This window comes from Mangrovibacter phragmitis, from assembly GCF_001655675.1.
Taxonomy (GTDB): domain Bacteria; phylum Pseudomonadota; class Gammaproteobacteria; order Enterobacterales; family Enterobacteriaceae; genus Mangrovibacter; species Mangrovibacter phragmitis.
Window position 1 is genome coordinate 150,177 of the sequence record NZ_LYRP01000050.1, and the last position, 19,211, is coordinate 169,387.

Below are 19,211 nucleotides of genomic sequence, written 5' to 3' on the forward strand. Positions count from 1 at the left end.
AGCTGAAAATAACAGGAGGATGGCATGCTCACACTTTTATCATCAGCTCACATGATGCAATTTATGCAGCATTACGGATTATGGGGTTTGCTCGCCATAATTATGCTTGAAAGTATGGGACTGCCACTTCCTGGCGAAGCGATGCTAATTGGCATGGCGGTTTACGCCGGAACATCCCACAACCTGACATTGTTGAGTGTCATCCTTGTCGCGTCGGTTGCTGCTATCATTGGCGATAATATAGGTTTTCTACTCGGCAGGGTTATCGGTACCCGGTTACTCCAAAACTACGGGAAATATATTTTCATTGACAGTACCCGCCTCCAGATTGGTGAGTACCTTTTTTTACACCATGGTGGGAAAATTGTCTTCTTCGGGCGGTTTATTGCATTACTGCGAGCACTGGCTGCCTTTCTTGCAGGTGCCAATCATATGCCCTGGAGAACGTTCCTGCTAATGAATGCCTTAGGAGGTGTCACATGGGCATCTCTATTCGGCTCAGCTGCTTATTTTTTTGGCGATAAACTTTTCAGCCTGGATAGTGAATTACGGCTCGCCATCCTTTGCAGCACAATATTGTTCTTCATCTGCAGTTATTATTTTTTTCGCCACCATGAAAAAGAATTAGCGAAGAAAGCAGCAAATTATAAAATATGCACAAGTAGTATGAAACCATAATAAACACCCGCAACACACCAATTAACTTAAATTAACTCATTAATGAGTTAGTTACACTTATTTTCCTTAAAGTAAAGCAAACATTAAAAGAGGTTCATCATGGAACAAGCCAACGCTAACCTGCCAGTTACATACAGGAATAAAGTTCCTGAGGTAACACTTGTTTTTTGGATTATAAAAATGATGTCCACCACTGTCGGTGAAACAGCAGCAGACTTTTTGAATGTTAATCTACACTGGGGATTAACTAATACATCACTTTTTATAGGTGCCTTATTTTTCATTGCGCTTTTCATACAAGTAAAATCTCCCAAATACGTCCCAGTGAAATACTGGACAACCGTATTATTAATCAGTGTATTTGGCACTTTGGTTACAGATAATTTAACTGATCACTTTGGTGTTCCGCTCATATTATCAACAGGTGTATTTACTTTCTTACTGGTTGGTTTTTTCGCTATTTGGTATCGAAAAGAACGGACATTATCAATTCACAGCATCAACACGCAGCGCAGAGAACTCTTCTACTGGACAGCAATTTTACTCACATTTTCATTAGGTACTGCCGGCGGGGACTGGGTTTCTGAAACACTTCAACTGGGTTTCTTAAATGCAACATTATTATTTGGCTTTTTGATTACTTTCTGCTTAATTGCATACAGCTTCTTCAAGTGCAACAGTGTGATTTGTTTTTGGATAGCTTATATATTAACACGTCCGTTGGGTGCTTCTTTGGGTGACTTTTTATCACAACCCGTCACCAGTGGTGGTATGAACATTGGTAGTACAACAATTAACCTGTGCTTTTTAACTATCATTTTAGTGCTGGTCACATATCTACACCTGGCTAAAAAGCCAGCATCCAATGATGAAATTTAAGTTTTTTGGCTGTACTTTAATCCAGTAAATGTGATTATGGCGGCTTACAGATAAAGAATAGATCACTACTTTATCTGTAGAGTAACTTACAAAGGTTAAGAATATGCGTGCACTTCTTGTTGAAGATGACCCAATGATTGGCGATATCGTCGCCTGTTCACTGAAAGACAACGCCTATGCTGTCGATTGGGTGAAAAATGGCAACGATGCTTTAGCCAGTTTCAAAACACAACACTATGATGTGGTATTACTTGACCTTGGGCTTCCAGGCAAAGATGGTTTTTTTATACTCAATGAAATCCGTAAAAATACCTCGCCGGTACCGGTTCTGATTCTCACCGCGAGGGATGCGCTGGAAGATCGCCTGCGAGGTTTAGATGGCGGTGCAGATGATTATATTGTCAAACCTTTTGAAATGAGCGAACTGCTTGCCAGAATTCGGGCTGTTCTGCGGCGTAATAACGGTACAGCCAACCCAGTGCTAACCAATGGAGAGTTAGCACTGGACCCCTCCACACATGAAGTTATCGTTCAGGCCAGCCAGAGCCGTTTCCAGCTTTCTAACCGGGAATTTTCTTTACTTGAAGCGCTAATGTTACGCCCGGGCAGTATTCTTTCTCGCAGCAATTTAGAAGACCGAATTTATGGCTGGGGAGAAGAAGTGGAAAGCAATGCAATCGAGTTCCTTATCCACGCTTTGCGCAAAAAGCTGGGGCGCGATGCAATCAAAAATGTCAGAGGTGTTGGATGGCTGGTTTCAAAAAGCGAATAACTCATTCTGTTCAGGGGCAATTATCTCTGGCCTTAACCATGGCAATAATCATTATTGCCCTGATTTCCGGTGGACTGACTTTCGCCTCAGCTCTTGATGAAGCGCATGAACTGCAAGACAGGATGCTACGGCAAATGAGTGCAGTGGTACTGAATGCGCCAGCTATCAGTGCCTCTCAACAAAAATTAGCGCTACGCAGTGAAGGCGATAACGACGCACGTATTTTTGTTGATTATTTATCGTCCCCTGCCTTAGCTAATGATGCTTCCCAAACACATTTTAATCTTCCTGTTTCCACTGCACCCGGATTTCATAATATAGAGTCGGACGGAGAAACCTATCGTGTATTAGTGACCAGGAAATCCCCTTCACAGGCAATCGTTATTGGCCAGCAAACGGATGTACGGGATGAAATAGCGATGCAAAGCGCGCTCAGGACATTAATCCCATTTTCTGTCTCGCTGCCAGTCTTTGTCGTGGTCGCTGTATTGCTGGTTCGGTTTGCGCTGAAACCAGTAACCACACTGGCTCAGGAAGTTCGTTCACGTAATGAGCAGGACCTGGCACCACTCCCACTACAGCAGGTCCCTTATGAAATTTTACCTTTCGTCAAAGGTATTAACCGCTTGTTGTACAACATTGACACAGCGATGAGCATACAAAAACGTTTCATTGCTGATGCGGCTCATGAATTGCGAACCCCCATCACAGCCCTGACACTCCAGGCAGAACGTTTGTCGCAATCACCAATGTCAGTTGAGGCCAGCGACAGGCTAAGCACCTTGCGTCTGGGGTTAAAGCGTACCAAATATTTGTTGGAGCAATTGCTGACGATGGCTCGCCAGCAACAAACTGAGCAACGCCAGAAAAATGAAAGTTTCTCAGTTGAGGAGATTTTCCGGGAAATCCTCGAAACAGTGCTGCCACTTGCTTTGGAAAAGAATATCGATATTGGTGTCAGTGCCAATTCACAGCCTGACATTTCACTGTTTACTGAAAAAAATACATTGTATGTCGCCCTGAAAAACCTGGTCGAGAACGCAATAAAGTATATTGCTGAAAACGGGCAAATAGATCTGAGTGTTTATCAGCATCATAATCAGGTGGTTATAGAGGTTGAGGATAATGGACCGGGTATCGATCAAGCACTGCGAGAGCGCGTTTTCGATGCTTTTTATCGCATGGAAGGCCAGGAGCAGAGTGGCTCAGGGCTGGGTTTATCTATTGTGCGTGCCTGCATTCAAAAGATAGGAGGTACCGTTTCACTCAATGACACCGAACATTTCCAGTCAGGGCTGCTGGCCAGGATAACACTTCCCTGCGCCCATAAAGATGAGCCCTCATATTCAACTAAGTCTTCTGTCTCATAATATATCCAACCCAACACAGGAGACGGCTATGCGCTTAAATTTATCAGTTATATTATCTCTATTCATGTCAACTTACATAAAAGTAAGCCGGCATGTTATAGCAAGGTTATCCTTCATGGATAAAAAACATTCACAAAGCTATCTTAATCAGCATCAACGCCGAATAATGGCAGCACGGTTTATATGCTAACGGCAGTCATTATCTTTTACATTGCTCAAAATCGATGTTGTACAATATAAAGCCTGCGAAACTCGCAGGCTTTATAACGTCAGACTTTCACATCCACAACACTGCCTACTACACTACCATTTGCATTCACTGAGGGTGATTTTGTGGTCTGGGCTGAATCATCACTGTCGCCATCGTGATCAGGTTTGGCTCGTATCTCTTTACTTTCATCGCCTGCGCTGGTCGGTTGATATTGTGTATGCACTGTGTTGTTAGTAATCGCATTGACAGACATAAGGACTCCTTAATTTCACTGTGCTGACTGCACAACGAGATTATCGGCAGCGTAATAAAAAAACCAAATGGTAATTAAATTATTTTCTTGCTTATATAGTTACTTTATTGCTAGCCCACTGTAGCTATTCACAATATTTTCTTAAGACTTCATGCTTTGTTATTATTGATAACATTTACACACACATTCACTATCATGAAAAGGAAGTAAGAAATCAGAATATTAATTTTTCTTAATAAAAAGCCCGGCATCATTTTTACCACCTAAGGTTTTATTAATCTGCCGCATCCAAAATACCTTTACTGGATACATAAAATGGTTCTCTTTGCTATGCTGGAATTACTGAACAAAAAATGGTTTTTATCTATCAATGCAGCGCCAGGTACACCCGATGGATTAATCGAATTTGCTAAGTTTTGTGCGCAATACACCTTGTACTTAATTCCCATTATCCTGGCAGCCATGTGGTTTATGGGCAACAGACACACCCGAAGCCAGGCATTGGTATGCGTGATTACGGCACTATTCGCGCTCTCTTTAGGGGCTCTTTGTAGTACGTTTTACTTTCATCCCCGTCCATTTATGATCCCCCTGGGGCATACGTGGATTGTTCATGCCCCGGACTCTTCATTTCCAAGTGACCATGGCACCCTGTTCTTTAGCGCAGCAATTGCATTTATGTTGCACAAAGCCAGAGCCGCAGGTGGTTTTCTGCTTGCTGTCAGCCTTTTTGTTGCCTGGTCGCGGGTTTTCCTTGGTGTTCACTTTCCATTCGACATGCTTGGAGCACTACTGATGGCGATTATTGCCAATATGCTCATCGCCCCGGTATGGAAAAAATACGGTGAAACAGTCACAACAATGTGTGAAGCAATAAGCAGTAAATTGTTCTTTCTATTCCCCTTAAAAGGGTAGTTTTTATCAAAAACGATAAATCGATTATTCTGGAGTGATCATGAAAAAGAGTGTACTTCCTTTGTTGCTGTCAGGTTTTTTTATGTGCGTTGCCGGCAATGCAACTGCCAGTACAGTCAGTGTTCAAAAGTCAATGGAAAAAATGAGCATAAGCTACCGTTCCATGATGAAAGACAACGACATTAACGCGTTTAAAAAAGATCTGTCAGCATTCAAACTATCAGCACAGGCAGCACAGAAAACATCGCTGAATGATTCAGGCAAGGTCACGTTTGATGAAGGTATGAAAAAATTGCTTAATGAAGTGACACTCATTGAGCAAAAAGCGCAGACACAGAGTATTAGCGAAGTAAAAACAGAAGCACGAAAATTGCGGAGTATAATGGAGCAATACCATAGCAAACTAGGTGTGTAATTATCTGCCCTCAGAAGCTCTGCTTAAACTCTTCCAGGGTGTTTACATTAAGCCCTGGTTTCTCCCTCTCATTACCCACTACAAAATAAAACAGATACTGTATTTTGGAGAGATAAAAAAATATTTTTCACAGATACATCAACTCAGTGTCAGCTAAGTTTTCCCCGGTAATCTCAGAGTCACGCAAGAAGATGCGGATAATAATGACCGGAGAGAAAGATTATGAATATTAAAATGCTGCTGACTTCCACTGTACTGGCCCTGGCTTCATTTACTGCTGCCTCTTATGCTCAGGCAGCCACAACCCAGTATTGCAACCCCAATTACCACAGCTGCGAGGCACCGTTTACCCTGAATAAGGATAAAATCGCCCCGGCCGTCCACCCGACAGCGCGGACCTGCAACCCCAATTACCACAGTTGTGAAGCCCCGTTCAATCTCAACCCGGGGCAGATTGCCAAAAAAACCGGCAGCACCAGTCATTACTGCAACCCCAATTATCACAGCTGTGAAGCTCCGTTTAATTTATAAACCACACGGTTATTAAGCTTCCCCTGCCGGCGCTGCCACTCTGCAGCGCCGGTTATTATTTATTGCCGGTAAAAGCTATTTCCGGCCATTTTCCTGCACTGGCAGTTATTTTTTTAAGCTCAGGAAAAAATGACATTTCCCGACAAAAATATAAAGAATACTCAGTGTCGGCTAAGTCTCCCCCGGTAATCTCAGAACCACGCAAGAAGGTGCGAACAACCATTACCGGAGATATATCATGAAAAATGTAAAAACTTTCGCCATTATTACCCTTGCTCTTGCATCTTTATCTGGTTCCGTTTATGCCAGTGGGCTTAACTCATTTTTTGCAGACCATGGTGATGCACTGGCAAGAGTATCGCCACAACCGCAAGAAATCAGCCAGGCACAAGCTGTTAACCATCAAAAAATTGGTACTATTGCTGTCACTCAACAAGGCTTTTCTATGGATAATACACAGCTGAAACATGAAGCAGCAGAACAAGGCGGGAAATATTATGTTATCACTGGTTCACAAGGCCAGCCAGATCACAAGACCATTGAAGCAACGCTGTATAAATAACTTAACTTGTTTGACTATAAGAATGGATGCTCTTCATCCATTCTTATTACTTACTGACAAGCCATCTTTTCAGTTCTCCCTGCCACATTGTGTTGGTGAAATTAGCCGACGAGCCCTTTCAAAGCAAATTGATTAAGGCAAGCTTAAGAAAACAGGTATAGCCTGATGTTGGTTGTTTTTCATCTGGCCTACATAAGCCCGTCAGCAGCCCTCGTCTCACAGGCGTAAGCTCCATACCATGTAGCAATGACGATTCCATGAAAGATAATTACAGCAGATAACAATACAGGACAACAATGACAGCGCTCATTACGGCATTATTACATCAGGATTTGGCTGTACTTAGCCAACCCGGAACAATTAGCTGGATCTACTGCATCCTGATTCTTGCTATATTCCTTGAAAGTGCCCTGCTGCCTGCGGCATTTCTGCCTGGCGACAGCTTACTTTTACTTGCCGGAGCAATGACTGCCAAACAAATACTGCCGTTTTACCCCACTCTGGTATTGCTGGTTGTCGCTACAGGAACCGGATACTGGATAAATTACTTATCAGGACGCTGGCTCAGCCACACCCATCCGGTAAAAAAATGGCTCGGTAAAGTTCCTGCTCACTATCACCAGCGTGCCCAAAACTTATCCCATCGATTCGGCCCCCCCGCACTACTGGTTGGGCGGTTTATCGGTTTTGTAAGAACATTACTTCCTTTACTGGCCGGTATCACTGCACTTAAACAACGCCAGTTTCATCTTTTTAACTGGCCCGGAGCTATCTTGTGGGTAGGAACCCTCTTGCTGGCTGGTCGCCATCTGGCAGAACTACAACTCTTTAAAAATAACTCAGCCGCGGGTATGGCAGTACTGATTCTTTTACCGCTTCTATGCCTGTTAGCAGGGATTATAGGCAGTGCCTGGTATGCTGTACGCCGTCAGCAGCACAATAAACCATAAAAATACGCATCACTTGTTACTGGCGGTATCCCCTTCCAGTAAAGCAACAGCACCGTTGCCCCCCCCCATAAACTTACCTTTATTTGTAACGTCTTCTACACTTGATGGTCTGTGCTTTCTAACGACATGATTACCATGACGAATCCATTATGTGATGTTTTAAATCTGAAATATCCGATTATTCAGGCACCGATGGCTGGCGTATCCACACCAGAGTTGGCTGCCGCCGTCAGTAACAGCGGTGCGCTGGGTTCAATTAGTGTTGGTTCAGCAACAACACAACAAGCCCGGGAAATGATAGCCCATACGCAGGCCTTGACCACTGCGCCTTTTAACGTGAACGTGTTTTGCCACCCGCCAGCCAGGCGTAACCCCACCAAAGAGCAGGCCTGGATAAACCAGTTCAGCGAGATGTTTCACAGTTTTGGCAACCCTGCTCCCACCGGACTGGCCGAAATTTATGCCACCTTTTGCCACAACACAGCAATGTTGCAGGTATTGCTGGATACACGCCCGGCCGTGGTAAGTTTCCATTTTGGCCTGCCGGAACCTGAAGCCATTCAGGCGCTCAAAGCCGCAGGCTGTCTAACCCTCGCCAGCGCCACATCACCCAATGAAGCACAGTATATTGCCGCAGCTGGTGTGGATTTTATTATTGCTCAGGGATTTGAGGCTGGCGGGCACCGTGGCACATTTCTGGATGTCGCGACAGACACCCAGTTAAGTACCGCCGAGTTACTGCCCCTGTTGCAGGAAGCCACTTCGCTACCCATAATTTGCGCCGGTGGCATTATGAATGGCGCGGATATTGCGCGCGTAATGAAGCAAGGCGCGACAGGTGTGCAGATGGGTACAGCATTTATTCTCTGCCCTGAATCTGCTGCCAACGCAGACTGGCGTGAGGCCCTCAGCAAGGCCACCCCCGGTGATACCTGCATGACATCGGCTATTTCGGGCCGCCCGGCACGCAGCCTGAATAACGCATTCTGCCAGGCTACCCGCACGGTTTTGCCGGAAGATATTCCGGATTACCCTGTGGCCTATTCTCTGGGTAAAGCACTGGCCGCAGCCGCGCAGTCAGCTGGCATCAAGGGCTTTAGCGCCCAGTGGGCCGGAACTGGTGCACCCTATGCCCGCCAGGAGAGTGCTGCCCGGCTGGTTGAAATACTCGCCCGTGAGTGGCAACGCGCAACAGCCGGCATTGAGCCGCATCTCTAATGGTTTTCGTGGAACAACAGTTGCATCAGATCCTGGTTTGTCATCTTTTCACCGCTGAGCCTTGCCAGCAGCATCTCGCTTGCCAGTGTTTGCAGAGAAAACACGATATCCGGCTGAACCCGCTTAATTTTGTTCAGGTTTTTATCTGAGTTTACCAGTGCGATTATTTTCGTTTCTGGTGAAACCACTTCTTTAGCCGCCAGCACAATGAAGGCGTTATCTGAGTCGTCATCCCGCAGTACCAGAATAGTGCTGGCTTTATTAGCACCAGCATTGAGTAATGTCTGGTTCGCTGAAGGATCATCGACAATCACGTCTGCATCTGCCGGGTACTCATGAGAAATTCCCGGTGGCACGATGACCGTCACCGTTTTATTACGCTGCTTTAAGCCCGCATACACACTCATTGCCAGCGGGCTGGCTCCGACAATAATGATATGATCTTTACGCATAGCGTGTGAAATTCGTCCTTTTATCATTCGATTAAGATTACCACCAATCACCGGGCCAATAATCGCACTAACTGATGTCGCGAAGACGGTAATTCCCATAATGATAATGGATACGGTAAAAAAGCGTGCTGTATTGGTTACCGGCACAATGTCGCCATAGCCCACTGTCGACATACTGACTGTCGAAAAGTAGAGTGCCTGAGCAAACTCAGTGATAGCCGGGTGAAACTGCGCGCCCAGGTAAAGTGAACCAAACAGTGCATAAGTCAGTAATGATGCGAAACTGATAAGTGCGAATAATGACCCTGCAGCCAGGCTTGAATGGCTGAAATCCCGCCAGAAGTAAAGCAAACACAAGGTATCGAAAAGGGCAAGATAGCCAATACGCAAATTGCCTGCAGTAAACCAGAAATTAAATAATGCCACCACTACCAGCAGCAGCAGCGCAAACGTCCATGCCACTCTGGCTCGCAAAAACAGCCCGATGCTCATCAGCCCAATCGCACTGCCCAGCACCACCTGGGGCAACCTCAGTAACCCAAAAGTGGAAATGGCATCTTTCCAGTCAGTGAAATGTTCCATAGCGACAGGTAATGTGTGCCACACCTGCATCAGCACCGGGTGAAGAAAAATCCCCCCGATAAATAAAGTTAACAAACCTAACCAGCAGTGTGGCTTCAGCCACGCCAGAACAAAATGCAATCTATTTAACTGTAATTTCATATTGTTAATACTAGCCGAATACCTGTAAACCAGTGTAGCGAGCTTCACACTGCCTGCCTGGCTTTTCCAGTGATTAATGTTAAAAAACCTTTCACCCGCACAACCAGCCCCCCATGCCATTTACAGGGTTAGATCCTTCCGGAGGAAGCCTGTGCCCAATATTCACCGGTTTATTCACTCCAGGACAACCCGGTCTACTAAAAAATCAGCCATTCTGGCCGATAACACTTTATGAAGTGACATGTCTTACCCATAACCCTCTAAACTACTAAAGGAATAGCTCATGACTGTTCGACGCTTTTCTCTTATCACCTTCACTGTTTTACTGATTATTTACCTTTGCAGTAGCGGTACAACCGCCTGGTCCCTGACAGGCAGTAATGAATCGCTGGACAAAGTCAATAAAGAAATTCGCGTGGTGCTTTCCATCATTGACCCCATTAATCACAGCCGCACCATGCGCGTTAAAGCTATGGAAGCCATGAACTACGCGGCTAAAGGTGACATGTCTGGTGCCGAAACCGCCCTTAATCAGGCAACTATTGTATTGGGAAAAGCCGACAACGCCTTTAAGCAGTATATGGATGCCCCCAAATATGCTGGCGAAGCTGCACTCACCGAAGCTTATCGCACAGCATGGGAAACTTACCGTACCCAGGCTTTACTTCCTCTTATGGATGCGGCAAAACGAAATGATGCCCAGACAGTAAGAGAGCTTGTTACCACAAAGGTACCAGCACTTGATCGCCAGTTTGAAATAACGCTGGATAAACTGCTGGCATTTCATGAAACCTATGCGCGCGAACTCAACCAACAAGCACAGAGCCACTTTACTGGTAGCCTGGTCACTATCGCAGTATTCGCACTGGTGTTCATCGCACTGATTGCCGCCAGTATAGTTTTACTGAACCGCCGGGTTCTGGCTCCTTTGGATCAGGCGAAATCATTGTGTGACAGCATTGCCAGGGGACAATTGGGCATGACGATTACGTCCCGCGCCCGTGATGAAATTGGCGCCATGATGCGTTCCCTTGAAGAAATGCGCCTGTCTCTGGTCAGTATTATTTCCCGGGTACGGGAATCCAGCCAAATGGTAGGTTATGCAGCTGAAGAAATTGCTGCTGGCAATGAAGATCTATCTGCCCGTACAGAAGAACAGGCTGCCTCGTTAGGCGAAACCGCAGCCAGCATGGAACAACTCACGTCCACAATTAAGCAGACCTCTGATAACACGGCTCAAACCAGCCACCTTGCCAGTGAAATGCAGGCATCCGCAATGGAAGGCAACACAGTAATGGGTGAAGTGGTCAGCTCAATGAACGTCATTGAAGCAAGCTCAGGGAAAATAGTCAGCATCATCAGTATTATTGAAAGTATTGCGTTTCAGACCAATATACTGGCACTGAATGCGGCTGTTGAAGCAGCCAGAGCGGGCGAGCAAGGCCGCGGCTTTGCTGTGGTGGCAACGGAAGTGCGTAACCTTGCTCAGCGCTCTTCAACTGCGGCCAAAGAGATTAAAGAATTGATTGAACAATCTGCTGAGCAAATCACTCATGGTAGCTTACTGGTGAAAAAAACCGGCGAAAGCATGCAACGTGTTATCAGATCAGTAAGCCAGGTTACCACCCTGATGTCAGAGATTGCGCTCTCCTCTGGCGAGCAAAGCCGTGGCATTGAACAGATAAACCAGGCTGTCGCGCAAATGGATACCGTTACCCAGCAGAATGCGGCATTGGTTGAGCAGGCTTCTGCTGCCGCTCAGTCACTCAAAGACCAGGCACATGTTCTGAATGAAGCAGTCTCTGTATTCCTGCTTGGTGACCAAAGGCAGGAAACTCCCTTACTGCTGGCTGGTCAGTAATTACCAGCGGCTACCCCCACCCGGGACATTCTTACCTAATCGTTTCCGGGTGGGTAATAGCTGCTTATTCATCAACATGCGGGTTTGAACCAGACCCGCAACAGCGCAGGCTATGGCACGTCTGCGAATCTGGTTTGAATTTTCATCACGCTCAGAGTAGCTACATTACCAACGAAGCCCCGCCAGCAGCACACAAGATATGCCATCGTCACCATGACAAGAGTGCGCTTTTCCTTACTGTTAAACAGAATGATTGTCATGCATGGGTAAAATCAGCAGCTTTTCTATTTCAGCGACTGGCAATGGCTTTGAATACAAATACCCCTGGATATAATCGCATCCCAGTTCAATCAGTAATTTTTTCTGCTCTTCAGTTTCAACACCTTCAGCAATCACGCCAAGTCCTAAGCTGTGCGCCATGGCAATAATGGCCGTACAAAGCTCATAACCCACGCCTTGTAAATCTTCAACAAATGAGCGGTCAATTTTGAGAAAATCAATATTAAATTTTCTCAAATAAGCCAAAGATGAATAACCTGTGCCAAAATCATCTATGGCTATCTGAATACCTGCCTGATGCATCATTTTTAAATTATGATTGACGCGTGTTTCTGAATTAAGCAGCAGACCTTCAGTAATTTCAATAGTGATAGCGCCGCTATGAAACCCTTCACGCTGTAAAGTCTGAATCCAGGATATATCATCAAATTCCTGACTACGTAACTGTACGGGAGACAGATTAATAGCCATTTTGAGTTCAGGATTATATTTTTTCCGCCAGTATGACAGTTGTTTAATGGCCTGGTTTGCTATCCAGTTACCTATTGGAACTATAAGGCCGGTATCTTCAGCCAGCGGAATAAAAATATCGGGGCTGATAATTCCCTGAGTCGGGTGGATCCAGCGAACCAGCGCCTCCATCCGGGTAATATGCCCTGTTTTCAGTGAGACAATAGGTTGGTAATAAACCTCAAACTGGTTCTCTTCAAGTGCTTTTCTGAGATTTCTTATCATGCGCAGACGTGCATGGATCGCATCATGCAGGGCCCGTGAGTAATAGCGAAAACTCTTACGGCCTGAATTTTTAACAGCATACATTGCCTGATCAGCATTCTTAAATAAATCCTCCAGATTTTCCGTATCGGTAGGATAAATAGAAATACCAATACTGGCGGAGACAAACATGGTCTCACCATTTATTGCAAAAGAGGCTTCCAGCTCCTTGAGAATATTATGGGCAATACCGGTGCAAGCAGATGGTTCATTAATATCTGAGATAATAATCGCAAACTCATCGCCACCGAGCCGTGCAATGCAGTCAGCACCAGGTGCACATTTGAGTAAACGCATCGCCACGCAACCTAATAATTCATCCCCTGCTCTGTGCCCCATGCTGTCGTTAACTGATTTAAATTGATCGAGGTCGATAAGCATCAGCGCCATAAGATGAGAGGTGCGTGAAGCATGGAGAGCAGCCTGCTCAAGTTTACTTTGGAAAAGATGCCGGTTAGGTAAACCGGTGACTGCATCGTAATTAGCTTGCTGCCAGATTAACTCTTCTTGTTTCTTACGTAAGGTAATGTCGGAGAACATACCAACATAATTAATAACATTGCCGTCAGGATCTTTAATTACTGAAATACTCAGTTCCTTGAGAAATTCAGTACCATTTTTATGCCTGTCCCAGACCTCACCCATCCATTGCCCGGTGTTCATTAATGACTGCCACATCTCGATATAAAAAGAGCGTTGGTGACGGCCCGATTTGAACTCCCGGGGATTATGTCCTTTAACTTCCTCTAATGACCACCCTGTCAAAATACTAAAAGCCGGATTAACGGAAATAATATTATTTTCGCCATCGGTCACAACAATGGCTTCCTGGCTGGCTTCGAAAACAGCCGCCGCAATTCTCATTTGCTCCTGCGCCTTCTTGCGCTCGGTAATATTCTGTACATAGACCAGCCGTGCTGGTAACCCTTTGTCAGGATAAAATGTGACAGACTCCGAAAAAACAGTCATCTGTTGTCCATCATGATGGAGCACAGGCCATTCCCCACCTAGGCGAATCCCTTCAGCCAGGAATTTCTGATGCCGTTCAAGGACCGATTGTTTGGCTTCTGCAGGAAAAATCATTGTGAAAGAGTGATTCAGCATTTCACTTTTTGTATAGCCATAAATATCGCAATAAGCGGGATTAACAGTGAGATAAAGCCCTTCATAATCAATTACAGCTATTCCGACGGGGCATTTATCGAGAATTGCCTGAAATAAGCCACTTTCATCCCAGTGCGTTTTATTCATATTGCTCTCGTCACGATCAATAAAACAATGAAATCTCTTCAGAGAGTAATCTCTGTTTCAGAAACATACCAGAATCGTTTTACTTCATTCAACGCATAACATTATTTAATCTTAAGCGATAATTGAGAATCATTATTCTGTGAACAATTTAATGTTAGCTGGCGTTTCACTAAATAGCTGCACCATCTGCCTGCGTACTGATGGCTGCCCCCCTTTTTTGTCATTGCTTCCTGAACGATTTTGGCTTTAACCTGCTCTTCGGCATACATTTTTCAGCCACCGCTATTCTTTTCGAGTTCTTTGAGATTCCCCATGAGTGCAGCATCCATCCAGCAACACTCTTCCCGTTATTTATAGAAACTGGCGCTGCTGATGCTATGTTCCGGGCACAGTCAGGGAACCGGTGTCCCCACAACAGCCTGTGTGAGAATGGCGATTACCCTACTGCCAGCAAACCGTAAGAGCGTCATAGTGAAGTGGTTTACTGAATTTGGCCACCTGAACAGAGGTGATATGCTCACCTCAGAACATTACAGGTGCCCCAATGAAAAGAAGAAGTTTCAGCGCAGAATTTAAACGCGAATCCGCTCAACTGGTCGTTGACCAGAATTACACCGTGGCAGATGCAGCCAGCGCTATGGATGTCGGCCTTTCCACAATGACGCGATGGGTGAAACAATTACGTGATGAGCGGCAGGGAAAAACACCAAAAGCCTCCCCCATTACCCCGGAACAAATTGAAATCCGTGAGCTCAGAAAAAAGCTACAACGTATTGAAATGGAGAATGAAATATTAAAAAAGGCTACCGCGCTCTTGATGTCAGACTCCCTGAACAGTTCTCGATAATCGGGAAACTCAGGGCGCGTTATCCTGTGGCCACTCTCTGCCATGTGTTCGGGGTTCATCGCAGCAGCTATAAATACTGGAAAAACCGTCCTGAAAAGCCAGACGGCAGACGGGCTGTATTACGCAGTCAGGTACTTGAACTACATGGCATCAGCCACGGCTCTGCCGGAGCAAGAAGCATCGCCACAATGGCAACCCAGAGAGGCTGCCAGATGGGGCGCTGGCTTGCTGGCAGACTCATGAAAGAGCTGGGGCTGGTCAGTTGCCAGCAGCCGACTCACCGGTATAAGCGTGGCGGTCATGAGCACGTTGCTATCCCGAATCATCTTGAGCGACAGTTCGCCGTAACGGAACCCAATCAGGTGTGGTGCGGTGATGTGACCTATATCTGGACAGGTAAGCGCTGGGCGTACCTCGCCGTTGTTCTCGACCTGTTCGCAAGAAAACCAGTGGGCTGGGCCATGTCGTTCTCGCCGGACAGCAGGCTCACCATGAAAGCACTGGAAATGGCATGGGAAACCCGTGGTAAGCCCGTCGGGGGTGATGTTCCACAGCGATCAAGGCAGTCATTATACGAGCAGGCAGTTCCGTCAGTTACTGTGGCGATACCGGATCAGGCAGAGTATGAGTCGGCGTGGAAACTGCTGGGATACTCATTCTAATATACTTTCAAATACCGGATCGGACTGACCCGTGCTGGGATTGGCTCAGATGCCTTTGTGTTGACCTGTCGTCCGATTCTGGTATTTCCCGGGCATAACCGGGCCCAGCGTTTGTGACCTGATAGGAGCTTTGTGCTGCATCCCGAGTGTCCTGTCCTGCGGTGGGGATGGTTGTGCTACCAATATCTGGGGGCAAGCCATGCAAAACGACCACCAATCTTATGAAAGCGTGATCCTGGGTGTCGATACACACCTTGATATTCATGTCGGTGCTGTTATCAGTCAGGCAGGGAAACTGCTTGGAACTCACATTATTCAAACAAATCAAGCTGGTTATCTGGAACTACTTGATTGGGCACGTTCTTTAGGGAGCCTCGAACGAGCAGGCATCGAAGGAACTGGAACTTATGGTGCGGCATTAACACGTTATCTCATTAAGAATGGAATATATGTGATTGAAGTTAACCGGCCAGATCGTTCAAAACGTCGCCTTGAAGGGAAGTCAGATCCCCTGGATGCAGAAAATGCTGCCCGGACAGTTCTTTCAGGGGGCAGCAAGGCTATACCAAAAATGCAGTCCGGCGCGTGTGAAGCTCTCCGAATTATCAGTGTTGCCCGACGCAGCGCAGTAAAAGCCCGCACGCAGGCGATTAATCAGCTTCGTGCGCTGCTGGTTAGTGCCCCACAGGATGTTCGCGACAGACTATGGAAATCGAAACCGCACGAATGCGTAGCCGCCTGCATTAACAGCGAAGTGTCAGAGCACTCTCCATTGCGGATAGCCCTGTTTGGCACGCTTCGAAGCCTTGCGAAACGATGGATATCTCTGACTGAAGAACTGAATGAACTGGACGAATCATTGGATAAACTGACCCGCAAATATGCCAGTAACCTTCGCAGCCAGTTTGGGGTAGGACCACAGACGGCTGCAACACTGCTGGCTGTTGCAGGTGATAACCCCGAACGTTTAAAAAATGAAGCGGCCCTGGCATCGCTCTGTGGCGTAAATCCGTTACCAGCATCATCAGGAAAAACAGTCAGACACAGATTAAATCGTGGCGGCTCACGTGAAGCAAACAACGCCCTGTGGACAATAGCCCTTGTGCGTATGCGTAGTGATCCGCGCACAAGAATCTATGTTGACCGACGGACTGGTGAAGGGCTGTCGACCAAAGAGATCCTGAGATGCCTAAAACGCTACATTGTTCGTGAACTCTATCCATTGATTTTATCGGACCTCGCTTATGCCAATCGCCCGCTCTTGACATAGGAGCGTCAATGCGCCGATGGAACGACTATTTCGCAGTTATAAAAGCGAATGGATGCCAAAACGAGGTTACAGTGATTTAGATGAAGCTCAGCGAGATATCAGTTACTACCTGATGAGTTATTACAATCAACAACGACCGCATAGCCATAATGCAGGCTTTACACCTGACTATGTGGAAAAACGACTCAACAAACTGTCCGGAAATAGTTGACCACTACAGGTTGCTGCAATGAACCCAGTTTTTACCTGTCTTTTCCGTGAGTTATAACCTGTTTTCCCTGCTGTACTTCCGGAACGGTAACTTTTTGCGCTGTTAAGCGTTTTTGAGGCCACTGACACTACCGCCCTGCCGTGACACAAGGTCTATCGCGCCACCATCATATAAGCAAACTACAGCACCACTTAGGATGCTGAAGTCTTGGATTTATATTTCAATTAAGAAGTTCTTTTGATACGTTGCCAGTATCGAAGAACTCCCTAAAGATCCTGACAACAAGGTCATAATTTTTTGTAAGCTGACTTGCTGGCCAGTAATCTCCGAGAATTAACACTTTTTCATCTGGTTGTGTTAAATCAGTAATTGACATAACCTCATCATCTTCGTTCAAAAACGTAACCAGATAAAAACCTTTTTCCATTCTTACTTGTACTTCTGAAATTAAATAACCTTCGCAGTCTAATCTGTCGACAGTTACACAACCACTAAATAAACGAACTTTGGCTAATAAGTTAACAATATCTTCCCAGCAACCAGGCTTCTTCGTACCACCTTTTTGTGATATCGACCATGAAAGAAGCAACCTATTCATCATTAGCTCCTTTTACGCGGAAGCCCTTTGTTCCTGACTGCCAATATAAGGTCCTACCAGTAGTTTCTTCAAATAATGTTAACGACTTAAGACCTGATCTTTCAGCCATAATTTTTATATCGCTAAGACAGTATGAACAAACTTTCTCTCCACTTACCGACATAAGCATATCTTTGCCGTTAGTCATTCCTTTTTCATAAGCTTGCTGAATTACACCTACCTCTGCATGAGCTGTTCCCATATTCCCATTGGGAAGGTTTTTATCCGGCCGCTTGTCTATCTTGGCCTGCACAACATCATTGATAAGCGTCGGTTTATTGAAATCAGATAACTGTGAAGGTCTTATACCTTGGTTTGTGTCAGAAAACTTCACTCCATCCACATTTCCCCTGGCAATTACCTTCAGATTAGCATCAACAATTTTACTTAATTGTTTTGCCGCAGCAGAACCCAAAATTGGTGTTACCGAAGCCGCAATGATCTCCAGGCCCTGCTTCGTTTCGGTGTAGCTTTCTGCAGTTTGACGATCCACACCTTTGGTGACCATGAAATAGTTAATCATGGCATCTTTCACCTGCTGCTGATTCTGTGCATCAACGCTTGTAATGTTCAGCAGATTTACTATCTGCCCGTAAGCATCCGGATACATATCGCTGATCTGGTTGTTGTAGTTTCCGGTTTCATAACCTCCTTTAGCCACAAAAACTTTCAATCTTTCACCGGCACAAGCCGCGCTGGCTGCCTTTCCATTACTGCACGCAGCGATTACCGCTTCATCACTGCTAATATCTTTTTCAAGCAATGAATCATATTTCTGCTGTGCCTTTTCGCGCTCTGCCGGATCTTTACTGTTTTTAAGCGTCTGTTTTGCTATCTCAAGCTCTGTCTTATCCGACACACTCAGATAGTTATTCTCAACCGTCGTCTTCCCGGCCTGCGCGCCTGATACTACCGAACCGGTGCTGTTCCCTGCAAGCCCGCCAGCCAGCCCTGCTGTCAGGGTCGATAATGCACTGATTGTCTGCCGTTCTGACTCCGTCAGCGCTTCTGGGCGTTTTCCATATATCTCCTGCGCCAGTAATATCCCTGTCGCTTCACCGGCTGCTGCGCCGGTTGCACTCACCAGTGCGTTCTGCCCCTGTGCCCGGGCAAGGGCAGCATTCACCACCGCATGCGCCATGACACCCGCCATCGCACTGTTCGGGGTGATGTATTTCCCTATTTCATTCACAATATACGGCGCTGCTGCGCCAGCCACCGAACTGTTTATATTGCCACTCGCCAGGCCACTTATTGCCGCAGTGGCAGCAGTAATCGCCCGTTGCAGGTCACTGCCCGTACCATACTGTTGCGCTGTTGATTTATAACTTTCTGTATTTTCAACTGACTTATTGTATCTATTCCATTCATCCTGACTTGCTCCTGCCTCCGGCTCTTTAGTTCCATTTTTGGCCAGTTCGGCCTTACCCGCCTCTATGGCACGAAGCTGCCCTTCTGTTCTGGCTATATCACCAACCTGAGAGCCGATT

17 protein-coding genes and 2 pseudogenes are annotated in these 19,211 nt (G+C 46.0%); 14 read left to right on the forward strand and 5 right to left on the reverse strand.

Annotation, left to right across the window (positions count from 1 at the left end):
* The first annotated feature begins 24 nt into the window (after positions 1-24).
* The 4 genes from A9B99_RS22895 to A9B99_RS22910 all read left to right on the forward strand — a co-directional run bounded on the left by A9B99_RS22895 (position 25) and on the right by A9B99_RS22910 (position 3,699).
* Positions 25-678: a DedA family protein gene (locus tag A9B99_RS22895; protein WP_082917940.1), complete on the forward strand. Its 654-nt coding sequence runs from the start codon at positions 25-27 to the stop codon at positions 676-678.
* A gap of 99 nt (positions 679-777) precedes the next feature.
* Positions 778-1,557, forward strand: coding sequence for a COG4705 family protein (locus tag A9B99_RS22900; protein WP_064601402.1), 780 nt, complete (start codon positions 778-780; stop codon positions 1,555-1,557).
* A gap of 103 nt (positions 1,558-1,660) precedes the next feature.
* On the forward strand, positions 1,661-2,329 hold the full coding sequence (locus A9B99_RS22905) for a response regulator (protein WP_064601403.1): 669 nt from the start codon (positions 1,661-1,663) through the stop codon (positions 2,327-2,329).
* Complete coding sequence (locus A9B99_RS22910) at positions 2,305-3,699, forward strand: sensor histidine kinase (protein WP_064601404.1); 1,395 nt, start codon at positions 2,305-2,307, stop codon at positions 3,697-3,699. Before A9B99_RS22905 ends, A9B99_RS22910 begins: the two co-directional genes overlap by 25 nt.
* A 269-nt stretch (positions 3,700-3,968) precedes the next feature.
* On the opposite strand, the gene A9B99_RS22915 is transcribed toward A9B99_RS22910, so the two are convergent.
* Complete coding sequence (locus tag A9B99_RS22915; RefSeq protein WP_064601405.1) at positions 3,969-4,163, reverse strand: hypothetical protein; 195 nt, start codon at positions 4,161-4,163, stop codon at positions 3,969-3,971.
* 330 nt (positions 4,164-4,493) lie between these two features.
* Between A9B99_RS22915 and A9B99_RS22920 the strand changes: the two genes are divergently transcribed.
* From A9B99_RS22920 to A9B99_RS22945, 6 genes are all read left to right on the forward strand, one after another.
* Positions 4,494-5,078 (forward strand): undecaprenyl-diphosphatase, encoded by a 585-nt coding sequence (locus A9B99_RS22920; RefSeq protein WP_064601428.1) that lies wholly within the window; start codon positions 4,494-4,496, stop codon positions 5,076-5,078.
* Between the two features lie 40 nt (positions 5,079-5,118).
* A complete protein-coding gene (locus tag A9B99_RS22925) occupies positions 5,119-5,493 on the forward strand; it encodes a cytochrome b562 (RefSeq protein WP_064601406.1) in 375 nt (124 codons plus the stop codon).
* Between the two features lie 222 nt (positions 5,494-5,715).
* Complete coding sequence (locus tag A9B99_RS22930) at positions 5,716-6,024, forward strand: hypothetical protein (RefSeq protein ID WP_064601407.1); 309 nt, start codon at positions 5,716-5,718, stop codon at positions 6,022-6,024.
* A 238-nt stretch (positions 6,025-6,262) separates the two neighbouring features.
* Positions 6,263-6,586: a YdgH/BhsA/McbA-like domain containing protein gene (locus tag A9B99_RS22935; protein WP_064601408.1), complete on the forward strand. Its 324-nt coding sequence runs from the start codon at positions 6,263-6,265 to the stop codon at positions 6,584-6,586.
* Between the two features lie 296 nt (positions 6,587-6,882).
* Positions 6,883-7,536 (forward strand): DedA family protein, encoded by a 654-nt coding sequence (locus A9B99_RS22940; protein ID WP_064601409.1) that lies wholly within the window; start codon positions 6,883-6,885, stop codon positions 7,534-7,536.
* A 135-nt stretch (positions 7,537-7,671) separates the two neighbouring features.
* On the forward strand, positions 7,672-8,754 hold the full coding sequence (locus A9B99_RS22945) for an NAD(P)H-dependent flavin oxidoreductase (protein WP_064601429.1): 1,083 nt from the start codon (positions 7,672-7,674) through the stop codon (positions 8,752-8,754).
* Here A9B99_RS22945 and kch read toward each other — a convergent pair.
* Complete coding sequence (gene kch, locus A9B99_RS22950; protein ID WP_064601430.1) at positions 8,751-9,929, reverse strand: voltage-gated potassium channel protein; 1,179 nt, start codon at positions 9,927-9,929, stop codon at positions 8,751-8,753. The two genes, A9B99_RS22945 and kch, sit on opposite strands and share 4 nt — an antisense overlap.
* Positions 9,930-10,212: 283 nt before the next feature.
* Between kch and A9B99_RS22955 the strand changes: the two genes are divergently transcribed.
* Complete coding sequence (locus tag A9B99_RS22955; protein ID WP_064601410.1) at positions 10,213-11,790, forward strand: methyl-accepting chemotaxis protein; 1,578 nt, start codon at positions 10,213-10,215, stop codon at positions 11,788-11,790.
* Positions 11,791-12,030: 240 nt separating this feature from the next.
* Here A9B99_RS22955 and A9B99_RS22960 read toward each other — a convergent pair whose 3' ends face one another.
* Complete coding sequence (locus A9B99_RS22960; protein ID WP_064601411.1) at positions 12,031-14,094, reverse strand: sensor domain-containing protein; 2,064 nt, start codon at positions 14,092-14,094, stop codon at positions 12,031-12,033.
* 544 nt (positions 14,095-14,638) lie between these two features.
* Here A9B99_RS22960 and A9B99_RS23680 point away from each other — a divergent pair.
* From A9B99_RS23680 to A9B99_RS23990, 3 genes and pseudogenes are all read left to right on the forward strand, one after another.
* Positions 14,639-15,592, forward strand: a pseudogene (locus A9B99_RS23680) (IS3-like element ISEc52 family transposase); the annotation flags it as partial.
* A gap of 210 nt (positions 15,593-15,802) precedes the next feature.
* Complete coding sequence (locus A9B99_RS22975) at positions 15,803-16,873, forward strand: IS110 family RNA-guided transposase (protein WP_064601413.1); 1,071 nt, start codon at positions 15,803-15,805, stop codon at positions 16,871-16,873.
* A 7-nt stretch (positions 16,874-16,880) separates the two neighbouring features.
* Positions 16,881-17,084, forward strand: a pseudogene (locus tag A9B99_RS23990) (integrase core domain-containing protein); the annotation flags it as partial.
* 220 nt (positions 17,085-17,304) lie between these two features.
* Here A9B99_RS23990 and A9B99_RS22980 read toward each other — a convergent pair.
* Positions 17,305-17,682 carry a DUF6911 family protein gene (locus A9B99_RS22980; protein WP_064601414.1) on the reverse strand — a complete coding sequence of 126 codons (378 nt, stop codon included), beginning with the start codon at positions 17,680-17,682 and terminating at the stop codon, positions 17,305-17,307.
* On the reverse strand, positions 17,675-19,211 hold a 1,537-nt coding region (locus tag A9B99_RS23530; protein WP_074388864.1), incomplete at its 5' end, for a cytidine deaminase-like fold-containing protein. The genes A9B99_RS22980 and A9B99_RS23530, both read right to left, overlap by 8 nt.